Genomic DNA, 13363 nt, shown 5'->3' with positions numbered 1-13363 from the left:
GCGGCGGGGGGGGCCCGGCCCCCGGGGTGGGTTGGGTGGGGGTACAGGGGGGGGGGGCCGGGGGGTTTGGGGGCCCCCCCCCCCCCGCCCTGTGTGTGTTCACACCCTCTCCGTGAGCCTTCTCTCGCTTGGTGCAAATGGCTTCAAAAGGAGTCTTAGCGGACATTCGACTCGGGGCTGTCGTCCACTCGGCGTGTATGTTCCGGGGCCGAGAGCCATGGAAGGGACCAATCCGGTGAACAAGAAGCTCGCGGCCGCACTGTCCGGCGGTGCGGTACTCGTACTGGCGCTGTCGGGATGCAGCAGCGACAACAACAACAACGACAAGCTGAACTCCTGGGCCAAGCAGGTCTGCGACGCGGTGCAGCCGCAGGCCAAGAAGATCGAGGCCGCCAACGCCGCGATCCAGAAGGAGACCTCGGACAACAGCAAGCCGGAAGACGTCCAGAAGACGGACGCGCAGGCCTTCCAGGACATGTCCGACGCCTACAAGGCGATCGGCACCGCTGTCGACAAGGCGGGCGCGCCGGCGGTCACCGACGGCGAGAAGAAGAAGACGGACGCGGTCAAGGAGCTCGACGACATCTCCACGTCGTACGCCGACCTGAAGAAGCAGGTCGACCAGCTCAACACCAAGGACCAGGCCAAGTTCGCGGACGGCCTCAAGGACATCGCGACCCAGCTGGACAAGCTGAGCCAGAGCGGGAACGACGCGCTGAAGAACCTTGAGGAGGGGGATGTGGGCAAGGCGATGGCGCAGCAGGAGAGCTGCAAGGGCGCGTCCGCTTCTCCGGCGGCGTCCCAGGGCTGAGCTTGCGTCCGAGGTCCCCGGTGCCGGGGTGCTGTGCGCCTTGCCGGCGCCGGGGCTGGACCTTCTCGCGATTCGCCCGGCACTGCCGGCTGAACGACGGCCCACGGCGGTGAGCGGTGAACGACGGCCCACGGCGGTGAGCGGTGAACGACGGCTCACGGCGGTCAACGACCGCCCACGGCTCAACGGACTGCCACGGCGGTGAACGACTGCCCGCGACGCTGTAACGGCCCGGCTGCGGGTCGCGGGTCACAATGGGGGGCGTGAGTCACTCCAGTCTGTCACCGTTGCCCTCGTTCGATCGTGTTGACGTTGCCGCTCGGCTGCGCGGCGCCCTGCTCGGCGCCTCGTTCACCGCCGACGGACTGCTCGACCTGCTCGGCGCCGCCGCGTACGCGGCGCTGGCGCGCAGTGAGACCGTGCCCGCGCTCCGGGCGACCCGGGGCGACACGCCGCTGGAGACGCTCGTACGGCTCTTCCTGTTGCAGCAGCCGGTGCCGCACGCGCGCGTGGCCGACGTGCTGCCGGTCGAGGACGGTCTGGACAGCGGCTGGCTGACCCGGGTGGGCGGGGACGAGGTCGCCGCGACCGTGGACATCCGGCCGTACGGCGGGCCCGACGGCGAGGACTGGTTCATCGTGTCCGACCTCGGGTGCGCCGTCGGAGGCGCGGGCGGTATCGGCAGCCGCGAGGAGGGCGTCGTCCTCGGGGTCGGCGGGGCCTCCACGACCCTGGCCGGCATCACCGTCCGCGCGCCCGTCGCCGCCGCGCTCGACCTCGGTACCGGCTCCGGGATCCAGGCCCTGCACGCCGCGCAGCACGCCACGCGCGTGACCGCGACCGACCTCAACCCGCGTGCGCTGCACATCACCGCGCTCACCCTCGCGCTCTCCGGCGCCCCGGCGGCCGACCTGCGCGAGGGCTCACTCTTCGAACCCATCGCCGACGACGAGACGTACGACCTGATCGTCTCGAACCCGCCCTTCGTGATCTCGCCCGGCGCCCGGCTCACCTACCGCGACGGCGGCATGGGCGGGGACGATCTGTGCCGCACGCTCGTTCAACAGGCGGGGGATCGTCTGAACGAAGGGGGGTACGCGCAGTTCCTGGCCAACTGGCAGCACGTGGAGGGTGAGGACTGGCAGGACCGGCTGCGCTCCTGGGTGCCGCGCGGCTGCGACGCGTGGATCGTGCAGCGCGAGGTCCAGGACGTCACGCAGTACGCCGAGTTGTGGCTGCGCGACGCGGGTGACCACCGTGAGGACCCGGCCGAGTACCAGGCGCGGTACGACGCCTGGCTGGACGAGTTCGAGGCGCGCAAGGTCAAGGCGGTCGGCTTCGGCTGGATCACCCTGCGCCGGACGGCGGCGGCCGACCGTCCCGCGATCACGGTCGAGGAATGGCCGCACCCCGTCGAGCAGCCGCTCGGCGAGACCGTGCGCGCGCACTTCGACCGTGTCGACTATCTGCGGGCGCACGACGACGCGGCCCTGCTCGCCGGGCACTTCAAGCTGGTCGCCGAGGTAGTCCAGGAGCAGGTCGGGCTGCCCGGCGCCGAGGACCCGGAGCACGTGGTGCTGCGTCAGCACCGCGGGATGCGCCGGGCCACCAAGGTGGACACGGTCGGCGCGGGCTTCGCGGGCGTCTGCGACGGCACGCTGAGCGCGGGCCGCATCCTCGACGCCATCGCCCAACTGGTCGGCGAGGACCCGGTGTTGCTGCGTGACCGGACGCCCGCACAGATCCGGCTGCTGGTGGAGCAGGGGTTCCTGGAGCCGGCCGGGTGACCCGGGGTTCCTGAAGCGGGTCGTGCGGTCGTGCGGTCGTGCAGGTCGTATGGCGGTGCGGGTAGTGCCGGGGGCGCGGCTCGTACGGCGGTGCGGGTCGCATGACGGTGCCCGTAGTGCGGGGGCGCGGCTCGTACGGCGGCGCAGCCCGTACGGCGATGCGCGGGGTACGGCGGTGGGGCCGCCGGCTTCCCAGGGATGTGAACCGGCCAACATCCGGGTCGGCGCCCGGCAGGGCCCGAGCGGCCCCATGGCGTGCTGGTCGCCCGGCGTTCACCGCGGGTTCGTACGTCTGCTTCCGGGGCGTGTCAGTCTCCCCGTCCTGAGGACTCGGGGCGGAAGGACACACACTCATGGAAAGCGGACCGGCGATCTTCGCGGGGGCGGTGTTCGCCCTGTTCGGGGCCGGACTGCTGGCCTGGACCGGGATCCGGCTGCGGCGGGGCGAGCCGGTCGCCCTCGGTGTGAACCGCGTCGCATCGGCGACGCTCGCGAGCGTCGCCGGAACCGGTGCCCTGGTGCTCGGGATGTGGTGTCTCACGCGCGTGTAGGACGCGCGTGAGGAGTACACCTCCGGTAACTGAGAAGTCACGCTCCGGATAGACCCGAAAGGGCTGGTGGACACGCCGGGCGGCAGGAATGGCGGTAGTCGGGTTACCGTTCGAGTGGCCGTTGCGGGCTTTTCCCGTTTGACACGGGGGCGGGATGTACCGTCACACTCCGCAGCGTCAGCACGACCCGACCCCCGGGAGCAAGACCTGGGGAGACCCTCGCGTCGACCGGAGAGAAGAGCGAAGTTGTCCCCGACCAGCGACACCGCACACGGCGGCCGCCGACTCGTCATCGTCGAGTCGCCTGCCAAGGCGAAGACGATCAAGGGCTATCTCGGCCCTGGCTATGTCGTCGAAGCGAGCGTCGGGCACATCCGCGACCTCCCCAACGGCGCCGCGGAGGTGCCGGAGAAGTACACCGGCGAGGTGCGCCGCCTCGGCGTGGACGTCGAGCACGACTTCCAGCCCATCTACGTGGTCAACGCTGACAAGAAGGCCCAGGTCAAGAAGCTCAAGGACCTGCTGAAGGACTCCGACGAACTCTTCCTCGCAACCGATGAGGACCGCGAGGGCGAGGCCATCGCGTGGCACCTCCTGGAGGTCCTGAAGCCCAAGGTCCCCGTCCACCGGATGGTCTTCCACGAGATCACCAAGGACGCGATCCGCAGCGCCGTCGCCAACCCGCGCGAGCTCAACCAGCGCATGGTCGACGCGCAGGAGACCCGCCGCATCCTCGACCGTCTCTACGGCTACGAGGTCTCGCCGGTCCTGTGGAAGAAGGTCATGCCGCGTCTGTCGGCGGGCCGTGTCCAGTCCGTGGCGACCCGCCTCGTCGTCGAGCGGGAGCGCGAGCGCATCGCCTTCCGCTCCGCCGAGTACTGGGACCTGACCGGCACCTTCGGCACCGGCCGCGCCGGCGACCCGAGCGACCCGTCCTCCCTGGTCGCCCGCCTGACATCGGTCGACGGCAAGCGCGTCGCGCAGGGCCGCGACTTCGACTCGCTCGGCCAGATCAAGGGCGCGAACACGCTCCACCTGGACGAGGCGAACGCCCGCGCGCTGGCCGCCGCCCTGGAGAACACGAACTTCGCGGTCCGCTCGGTCGAGTCCAAGCCGTACCGCCGCTCGCCCTACGCACCGTTCCGTACGACGACCCTCCAGCAGGAGGCCTCGCGCAAGCTCGGCTTCGGCGCGAAGGCGACGATGCAGGTGGCGCAGAAGCTGTACGAGAACGGCTTCATCACCTACATGCGTACGGACTCCACGACCCTGTCGGACACGGCGATCTCCGCCGCCCGCGCCCAGGTCACGCAGCTGTACGGCGCCGACTACCTGCCGGCGCAGCCGCGGACGTACGCCGGGAAGGTCAAGAACGCGCAGGAGGCGCACGAGGCGATCCGTCCCTCGGGTGATCGTTTCCGCACCCCGGCCGAGACGGGCCTGACCGGCGACCAGTTCAAGCTGTACGAGCTGATCTGGAAGCGGACCGTCGCCTCGCAGATGAAGGACGCGGTCGGAAACTCCGTCACCGTGAAGATCGCGGGCAGGGCTTCCGACGGCCGCGACGCCGAGTTCAGCGCGTCCGGCAAGACGATCACCTTCCACGGCTTCCTGAAGGCGTACGTCGAGGGCGCGGACGACCCGAACGCCGAGCTCGACGACCGTGAGCGCAGGCTGCCGCAGGTCAGCGAGGGCGACCCGCTGTCCGCCGAGGAGATCACGGTCGACGGGCACGCCACCAAGCCCCCGGCCCGCTACACCGAGGCCAGCCTGGTCAAGGAGCTCGAAGAGCGCGAGATCGGCCGCCCGTCGACGTACGCGTCGATCATCGGCACGATCCTCGACCGCGGATATGTCTTCAAGAAGGGCACGGCCCTGGTGCCGTCCTTCCTGTCGTTCGCCGTGGTCAACCTCCTGGAGAAGCACTTCGGGCGGCTCGTCGACTACGACTTCACCGCCAAGATGGAGGACGACCTCGACCGCATCGCGCGCGGCGAGGCGCAGGCCGTGCCGTGGCTGAAGCGGTTCTACTTCGGCGAGGGCGAGGCGGCCGGTGCCGCCGAGGCCGGCAACGGCGACGGCGACCACCTCGGCGGCCTCAAGGAGCTCGTCACCGACCTGGGCGCGATCGACGCCCGCGAGGTGTCGTCCTTCCCGGTCGGCAACGACATCGTGCTGCGGGTCGGCCGCTACGGGCCCTACGTCGAGCGCGGCGAGAAGGACTCCGAGAACCACCAGCGCGCCGATGTGCCCGAGGATCTGGCCCCGGACGAGCTGACGGTCGACCTCGCGGAGGAGCTGCTCGCCAAGCCGAGCGGTGACTTCGAGCTCGGCGCCGACCCCGAGTCGGGCCACCAGATCATCGCTCGCGACGGCCGCTACGGCCCGTACGTCACCGAGGTGCTCCCCGAGGGCACCCCGAAGACGGGCAAGAACGCCGTCAAGCCGCGTACGGCGTCGCTGTTCAAGTCGATGTCGCTCGACACGGTGACGCTGGCCGACGCGCTGAAGCTGATGTCGCTGCCGCGCGTCGTCGGCAAGGACGCCGAAGGCGTGGAGATCACCGCGCAGAACGGGCGCTACGGGCCGTACCTGAAGAAGGGCACGGACTCGCGCTCGCTGCAGGCCGAGGACCAGCTCTTCACCATCACGCTCGAAGAGGCGCTGGAGATCTACTCGCAGCCCAAGCAGCGTGGCCGTGCGGCCGCCAAGCCGCCGCTGAAGGAGCTGGGCGAGGACCCGGTCAGCGGAAAGCCCGTCGTCGTCAAGGACGGCCGTTTCGGGCCGTACGTGACCGACGGCGAGACCAACGCGACCCTGCGGTCCGATGACAGCGTCGAGGAGATCAGCCCGGAGCGCGGCTTCGAACTGCTCGCCGAGAAGCGTGCCAAGGGCCCGGCCAAGAAGACCGCGAAGAAGGCGACTGCCAAGAAGGCGCCCGCCAAGAAGGCACCCGCCAAGAAAACGGCCGCAAAGAAGACGACGACTTCGAAGACGGCCGCCAAGAAGGCACCCGCCAAGAAGACCGCCGCGAAGAAGACGGCGGCTTCGGAGGGCTGAGCCTTCTGTACGACGGTGGCGGCTTCGGAGGGCTGAGTCTTCTGTACGACGGTGGCGGCTTCGGAGGGCTGAGCCTTCAGTACGAAGACGGCGGCCCCGGAGGGCGCGTCCCTCGGTGCTCGATGTGCGTGCGCCCCTACACCGTCAGGTGTGGGGGCGCCCGTATGTTCGGCCGCCCCTTCGGGGAGTCAGTGGGTCCGGATAGGCTGTCAGGATGACGCGAGCCGAGCAGCCAACGGCCCATACTCCGGCCCCCGACGACGCCCTGGTCGCAGATTCCCGCGAGCGTGCCGTCCGCGCGCTGCTGCGCCAGCCGCAGTTGAAGCGGCTCTGGAGCGCACAGCTCGTAGGAGGTGTCGCCGACGCCCTGGCCCTGCTTGTGCTGGTCGTCCTCGCCCTCCAGGCGGCGATCTCCGAGGGTTCCTTCGGCGGTGGCTACCGAGGCGTGGCCCTCGCCGTCGCGGCCGTCTTCGGGGCGCGCGTTCTGGCGACGCTGCTCTTCGGAGCCGTACTCCTCGGGCCGCTCACATCCTTGACGTCCCAGGAGGGCCCGCTCGACCGGCGCTGGACCATGGTCGGTGCCGACGGCCTGCGGGCCGCACTCCTCATCGTCGCGCCCCTGTGGATCGACTGGACCCCGAGCGACGTGCTCGCCGTCCTCCTCGTCACCGCCTTCGTGACCGGTGTCGCCGAGCGGTTCTGGACGGTGAGCCGGGAGAGCGCGGCGCCCGCGCTGCTGCCCGCGCCGCCCCCGGAGGGCGCCACGGTGCGCCCGCTGCCGGACCACATGGACGCGCTGCGGCGCCTGTCGCTGCGTACGGCCTTCATGGCGGTGCCGCTCGCGGCCGCCACGCTCGTCGCGGTCTCGCTCGTCAACAACCTGCTGGGTGCCGGGATCGACTGGTTCGACCTGCACCAGGCGGCCCTCGCCTCGTACGTCGCGGCCGGACTCTTCGCCGCCTCGCTCTCGGTGCTCACCTTCATCGAACTGCCCGACGCACGCACCCCGCGCGCGCGCTCGCCCCTGGAGGGACTGCGCCGCCCCAAGACCGGCACCGGTGTCGACAAGGGCCGTACCGGCGTGATCCCGCTGCTGGTGCTCGCCTGCGCGGCGGTCGCCGGGGCGATCGCGGCCGCCGTCGCCGTGTCCGTGCTGCACGCCAAGGACCTGGGCGGCGGACCGGTGACGTACGGGCTGCTGGTGCTGGGCCTCACCGGAGGCGTCGTCATCGGCATCCGTACGGCCCCCTCGGTGCTGCCGTCGCTGTCCCGGCGCAGGCTGCTCGCGCTGGCCATCGCCTTCACCGGCATCGCGCTGCTGGCCGCCGGGCTGGTCCCGGACGTCACCACGGTGCTGCTGATCGTCGCCTTCGCCGGCATCGGCGCGGGCGTCGCCGCGAACACCGGGCACGCGCTGCTCGACCAGGAGGCCGAGGAGCACCGGCGGCCGCGGACGACCGAACATCTGCACGCCGTCGTACGCGTCTTCGTGGCGCTCGGCGCGCTGGTGGCGCCCGTGGTGGCCGCCGCGATCGGCCCGCATCGGCTGGAAAACGGCAAGTTCGTGTTCGCGCACGGGGGCGCCGCCTTCACTCTGATGTTGGTCGGCGCGCTGCTGCTGCCCGTCGCCGCGCTGGTGCTCGCCAAGGTCGACGACCGCTCCGGAGTGCCGCTGCGGCAGGATCTGCTCGACGCGCTGCGTGGCGGTGACGACCCGTCGCCGACGCCCGCTTCGAACGGTTTCTTCATCGCCCTGGAGGGCGGCGACGGGGCCGGCAAGTCCACTCAGGCGGCGGCGCTCGCCGAGTGGATCCGCGCCAAGGGCCACGAGGTCGTGGTGACCCGGGAGCCGGGCGCCACACCGGTCGGCAAGCGGCTGCGGTCGATCCTCCTGGACGTGTCCTCGGCCGGCCTTTCGCACCGCGCGGAGGCGCTGCTGTACGCGGCGGACCGCGCGGAGCACGTCGACACGGTGGTGCGGCCCGCGCTGGAGCGCGGCGCCGTCGTCATCTCCGACCGCTACATCGACTCCTCCGTCGCCTACCAGGGCGCGGGCCGTGATCTGTCTCCGACGGAGATCGCCCGCATCAACCGGTGGGCGACAGACGGGCTCGTACCGCATCTGACGGTGCTGCTGGACGTGGCACCGGAGGCGGCGCGCGAGCGGTTCACGGAGGCGCCGGACCGGCTGGAGTCGGAGCCCGTCGAGTTCCACACGCGCGTGCGGTCCGGTTTCCTGACGCTCGCCGCCGCCGACCCGGGCCGGTACCTGGTCGTCGACGCCGCGCAGGAGCCCGAGGCGGTCACCACCGTCGTCCGCCACCGGCTCGACGTGATGCTGCCCCTCTCCGAGGCCGAGGTGAAGGCCCAGGAGGAGGCCCGCAAGGCGGCCGAGGAGGAGGCCCGGCGCAAGGCCGAGGAAGAGGCCGCGCGCAAGGCCGAGGAGGAGCGCCTGGAGCGCGAGCGCCAGGAGCAGCTCGCCCGGTTGCGCGCCGAGGAGGAGGAGCGCAAGCGGCGCGAGCTGGAGGAGGCCCAGCGGCGCGAGGCCGAGCGCCAGGCGGAGGAGGCCCGGCAGCGCGCAGAGGAGGCCCGCCGCCGTGCCGAGGAGGAGCGGGCGCGCCTGCTGGCCGAGGAGCAGGTCCGGGCCGCCGAGCAGGAGCGGCTGCGCCAGCAGGCGGCGGAAGAGGCGCGCCTGCGGGCGGAGGCCGAGGAGCGCCGCCTGGAGAAGCAGCGGAAGGCCGAGGAGGCACTGCTGAGGGCCGAGGAGGCTCGACGGGTGGCAGCGGACGCGGCGGCGGCTTCGGCGGCTGCTGCGGCAGCTTCCGCGGAGGCGTCGGTGTCGGCTTCGGGGCCGGCGGCTGGGGCGGGTCCGGTTGCGACGGGTCCGGTTGGGGAGGGTCCGGCTTCGGCAGGGACTTCGGCTCGCGGGACTTCCGTTCCTGACAACGAGACGACTGTGCCTACGCCGGTGGTGACGCCGTCGAACGCGTCGGGTGGCCCGGTGGACGAGACCGCGGTGCTGCCGCCGGTGCGGGCGGGCGAGGGACCTGCCGGTTCGCGGACCGGCTCCGGCTCCGGCTCCCGGTCCAGGTCCAGGTCCAGGTCCGATGTGGAAGAGACGGCAAAGCTGCCGAAGCCGCCGGTGCCGACGACGCCGGAGGGTGCGGCGGACGGGACGGCGGTGGTGCCGGGCGCGGTCGACGAGACTGCCGTTCTGCCGCCGGTGGTGCCGGGCGCGGTCGATGAGACGGCGATTCTGCCCCCGGTGGTGCCGGGCGCGGCGGACGAGACCGCGGTGCTTCCTCCCGTACGGGACAGGGGTGCGGGCCGTTCCGCGGGTGCCGCCACGACGGGTGGTGCTCCCGGTGGTGATCCGGCGGACCGCGTGCCGCCGGGCTTCTTCCGGGACGAGCGGGCGGAGCCCCGGCCGGAGCACCGGCCGGACGGTTCCGGGGACCGTACGCGCGAGCTGCCCCAGGTCGACGAGGCGGGCACCCCGCGCCGTCGCCCCCGCTCCGACTGGGCCGAGGAGACTCCGCTGGACGACCTCCCGACCCTGGCGGACGAGCTGCTGGGCCCGCGCGAGGACGACGACTGGGACGAGGGGCAGAGCGGCCGCCGCCGCTGAGTGCCGGCGGTCAGCGCCGTGGGAGCACCGTGAGGGATCGGCCCCGCCCACCCCGGCCGGGGTGAGCGGGGCCGATTGTCAGTGGCGGCCCGCACAATGGACGCGGCAAGGCAAAGTGCGACGAAAGGGCGGTGCCCCGTGCCCGTGTGGGACGACCTGGTGGGCCAGGAGAAGGTGAGCGAGCAGCTCGCCGCCGCTGCCCGTGACGCCGACGCCCTGGTGACCGCGACCACCGACCACACCCCGCCGCCCGAGGCGTCGAGGATGACGCATGCCTGGCTGTTCACCGGCCCGCCGGGCTCGGGCCGCTCGACGGCGGCGCGGGCGTTCGCGGCGGCCCTCCAGTGTGTGAGCCCCGACCGCGCGCTGGGCGGAGTCCCCGGCTGCGGCTTCTGCGACGGCTGTCATACGAGCCTGGTGGGCACCCACGCCGATGTGGAGATCGTCCGCACCGATCTCCTCTCCATCGGTGTGAAGGAGACCCGGGACCTGGTCCGACGCGCCCAGATGTCGCCGGCGACCGGCCGCTGGCAGGTCATCGTCCTGGAGGACGCCGACCGCCTCACGGAGGGCGCGGGCAACGTCCTGCTGAAAGCCGTGGAGGAACCGGCGCCTCGTACGGTCTGGCTCCTGTGCGCCCCGTCAATCGAGGACGTCCTGCCGACCATCCGCTCCCGCTGCCGGCTCCTCACCCTCCGCACCCCGCCGGTGGACGCGGTCGCCGACATCCTCGTACGCCGTGACGGCATCGAGCCCGACATCGCGGCGGCCGCCGCCCGCGCGACGCAGGGGCACATCGGCCGGGCCCGCCGTCTCGCCACGGATCCGAACGCCCGTGCGCGCCGCGCCGCCGTCCTCAAGCTCCCGCTGCGGATCGACGACATCGGCGGTTGCCTCAAGGCGGCGCAGGAGCTGATCGACACGGCATCCGAGGACGCCAAGCAGCTCGCCGAGGAAGTCGACGTGAAGGAGACCGACGACATGAAGGCGGCCCTCGGCGCGGCCCAGGGCGGCCGTATGCCGCGTGGCACCGCCGGGATCATGAAGGAGCTGGAGGACCGGCAGAAGCGCCGAAGAACGCGTACGCAGCGCGACAGCCTGGACCTGGCCCTGATCGACCTCACCGGGTTCTACCGCGACGTGCTCGCCCTCCAGCTCGGCTCCCGTCTGGCCATCGCCAACATGGACGCCGAGGACGTCCTGGAGCGCCTCGCGCGCGGCAGCTCGCCGGAGACCACCCTGCGCCGCATCGAAGCGATCGCCGCGTGCCGCGAGGCCCTGGACCGCAATGTGGCCCCGCTGCTGGCGGTGGAGGCCATGACGATGGCGCTGCGGGCCGGCTGAAGCCGGGCTCAAGCAGGGCGAGGGCCGGCTGAGAGCGAGCGGAGGGCGGGCCGAGGGCGGGCCGAGGGCGGGCCGAGGGCGGGCTGGAGCACCGGAGTGCCCGGGCGCGACCATCGCGCCGGGTGCATGGTGGACGTACGGCGTCGTAGTTGTCGTCGCGCATGGCCGTGGCGTCGTGCATGGGCGGGCCGTCCGGGGCGAGCGTGCCGTCCGCGTCCGCCTCGGCTGTTCCGCCGTGCATGACGGTGCCGGCCGGGGCGAGCGTGCCGTCCGCATCCGCCTCGGCTGTGCCGCCGTGCATGGGCGGGCCGTCGTGCATGCCTATGCAGGTCCGCCCGACAAGTTGACCCAGTCACTCGTAAGAGCCGCATCCGCGACTGAAGGTGATCAATTGATCGCGCAGGGTTACGCTCGCGGGATGTACATCAGGCGCACCCTCCGGCCGACCTGGCCCGTCCGTGCGAGTGGCCTGCTGCTGGCCGCCGCGCTGCTCATCTCCGCCTGCTCCTCCGGGAGTTCGACGACGACGGCATCTACGGCGGACGCGGTGCTGGCCGCGCTGCCGCGCTCCACGCCGTCGGCACTGTCGCCGTACTACGGGCAGAAGCTGAACTGGCGCAGCTGCGGGGTCCCCGGCTTCGAGTGCGCCACGGTGAAGGCGCCGCTGGACTACGCGAAGCCGGGTGCGGGCGACATCAGGCTGGCCGTCGCCCGGAAGAAGGCGACGGGGCCGGGCAAGCCCCTCGGTTCACTGCTGGTCAACCCGGGAGGTCCGGGCGGCTCGGCGGTCGGCTACTTGCAGCAGTACGCCGGTATCGGCTACCCGGCGGAGGTCCGTGCCCGCTACGACATGGTCGCGGTCGACCCGCGCGGAGTGGCCCGCAGTGAGCCGGTCGAGTGCCTCAACGGCCGCCAGATGGACACGTACACGCAGACGGACACGACTCCGGACGACAAGAAGGAGACGGGGCAACTGGTCGACGCGTACCAGAAGTTCGCCGAAGGCTGCGGCGCGCGCTCGCCCGAGCTGCTCCGGCACGTCTCCACGGTGGAGGCGGCCCGCGACATGGACATCGTGCGATCCGCGCTGGGCGACCAGAAGCTGACGTATGTCGGGGCCTCGTACGGGACGTTCCTGGGGGCGACGTATGCCGGGCTCTTCCCGGACCGGGTGGGCCGCATGGTCCTGGACGGCGCGATGGACCCCTCCATCGGCGCCCGCAAACTCAACGAGGACCAGACGGCGGGCTTCGAGACGGCCTTCCGGTCCTTCGCGAAGGACTGCGTGCGCCACAGCGACTGTCCGCTGGGCGGGGCGGGCACGAGTCCGGAGCAGGTGGGCAAGAACCTGAAGGCGTTCTTCCAGCAGCTCGACAAGGCGCCCATCCCGACGGACGACCCGGACGGCCGCAAGCTCGGCGAGGCGCTCGCGACGACGGGGGTGATCGCGGCGATGTACGACGAGGCGGCGTGGCCGCAGCTGCGCGGGGCGCTCACCTCGGCGATGAAGGAGAGGGACGGTTCGGGTCTGCTCGCCCTGTCGGACAGCTACTACGAGCGGGACGCCGACGGCAAGTACGCGAACCTGATGTTCGCCAACGCGGCTGTGAACTGCCTGGACCTCCCCGCCGCCTTCTCCACCCCCGAGCAGGTGGAGAAGGCCCTGCCCGCTTTCGAAAAGGCGTCCCCGGTCTTCGGTGAGGGCCTGGCCTGGGCCTCCCTGAACTGCGCGTACTGGCCGGTGAAGCCGACCGGCGAACCCCACCGCATCGTGGCGAAGGGCGCCGCCCCGATCCTGGTGGTCGGCACCACCCGCGACCCGGCGACCCCGTACCCCTGGGCCCAGTCCCTCGCCTCCCAGCTCTCCTCCGCGACCCTCCTCACCTACGTCGGCGACGGCCACACCGCCTACGGCCGCGGCAGCGCCTGCATCGACTCCGCGATCGACCGCTACCTGCTCCACGGCACCCTTCCCCCCAAGGGAAAACGCTGCTCATAGCCCCGCCCCACACCCCGGGAGCGGGTGCCCCGGGGTGTGTACGGAGCACCCCCCGAAACTGTGTAGACTTACCGACGTTGCTGATCGCACCATAGTGCGGACAGCGCGCCGCCTTAGCTCAGATGGCCAGAGCAACGCACTCGTAATGCGTAGGTCTCGGGTTCGAATCCCGAAGGCGGCTCT

7 protein-coding genes and 1 tRNA gene are annotated in these 13363 nt (G+C 71.8%); all 8 read left to right on the top strand.

Translation table 11 applies throughout. The features are described 5' to 3' along the window. Positions 1 to 217: 217 nt before the first annotated feature. Entirely contained in the window at positions 218 to 811 is a 594-nt protein-coding gene (locus ACFVXA_RS17600) for a small secreted protein (RefSeq protein ID WP_362031495.1), read from the top strand. Positions 812 to 1065: 254 nt separating this feature from the next. Continuing rightward, positions 1066 to 2598, top strand: coding sequence for a methyltransferase (locus ACFVXA_RS17595; RefSeq protein ID WP_390025471.1), 1533 nt, complete (start codon positions 1066 to 1068; stop codon positions 2596 to 2598). Positions 2599 to 2951: 353 nt separating this feature from the next. Then, a complete protein-coding gene (locus ACFVXA_RS17590; RefSeq protein WP_362031491.1) occupies positions 2952 to 3149 on the top strand; it encodes a hypothetical protein in 198 nt (65 codons plus the stop codon). A gap of 246 nt (positions 3150 to 3395) precedes the next feature. Next, positions 3396 to 6209 (top strand): type I DNA topoisomerase, encoded by a 2814-nt coding sequence (gene topA, locus ACFVXA_RS17585; RefSeq protein ID WP_362031489.1) that lies wholly within the window; start codon positions 3396 to 3398, stop codon positions 6207 to 6209. A 214-nt stretch (positions 6210 to 6423) separates the two neighbouring features. Further along, positions 6424 to 9837, top strand: coding sequence for a dTMP kinase (gene tmk / locus ACFVXA_RS17580; RefSeq protein ID WP_390025469.1), 3414 nt, complete (start codon positions 6424 to 6426; stop codon positions 9835 to 9837). Positions 9838 to 9975: 138 nt separating this feature from the next. Further along, positions 9976 to 11181, top strand: coding sequence for a DNA polymerase III subunit delta' (locus tag ACFVXA_RS17575; RefSeq protein WP_383740003.1), 1206 nt, complete (start codon positions 9976 to 9978; stop codon positions 11179 to 11181). Between the two features lie 418 nt (positions 11182 to 11599). After that, positions 11600 to 13180, top strand: a complete 1581-nt coding sequence (locus ACFVXA_RS17570) for an alpha/beta hydrolase (RefSeq protein WP_362031481.1) — start codon at positions 11600 to 11602, stop codon at positions 13178 to 13180. Positions 13181 to 13287: 107 nt separating this feature from the next. Next, positions 13288 to 13361: transfer RNA gene (locus ACFVXA_RS17565), tRNA-Thr, on the top strand. Positions 13362 to 13363: the final 2 nt, after the last annotated feature.

It is taken from the genome of Streptomyces sp. NPDC058246 (assembly GCF_042881985.1).
In the GTDB taxonomy this organism is placed as follows: Bacteria; Actinomycetota; Actinomycetes; order Streptomycetales; family Streptomycetaceae; genus Streptomyces.
Note: the sequence above shows the minus strand (reverse complement) of the source record. Positions and strands in the feature narration are given on the sequence as shown.

What these genes read in the sequence shown, in the direction of transcription:
- ACFVXA_RS17600 (WP_362031495.1), top strand. Translation starts at nt 218, where the DNA reads ATGGAAGGGACCAATCCGGTGAACAAGAAGCTCGCGGCCGCACTGTCC.
- tmk (WP_390025469.1), top strand. Translation starts at nt 6,424, where the DNA reads ATGACGCGAGCCGAGCAGCCAACGGCCCATACTCCGGCCCCCGACGAC.
- ACFVXA_RS17590 (WP_362031491.1), top strand. Translation starts at nt 2,952, where the DNA reads ATGGAAAGCGGACCGGCGATCTTCGCGGGGGCGGTGTTCGCCCTGTTC.
- ACFVXA_RS17570 (WP_362031481.1), top strand. Translation starts at nt 11,600, where the DNA reads ATGTACATCAGGCGCACCCTCCGGCCGACCTGGCCCGTCCGTGCGAGT.
- ACFVXA_RS17595 (WP_390025471.1), top strand. Translation starts at nt 1,066, where the DNA reads ATGGGGGGCGTGAGTCACTCCAGTCTGTCACCGTTGCCCTCGTTCGAT.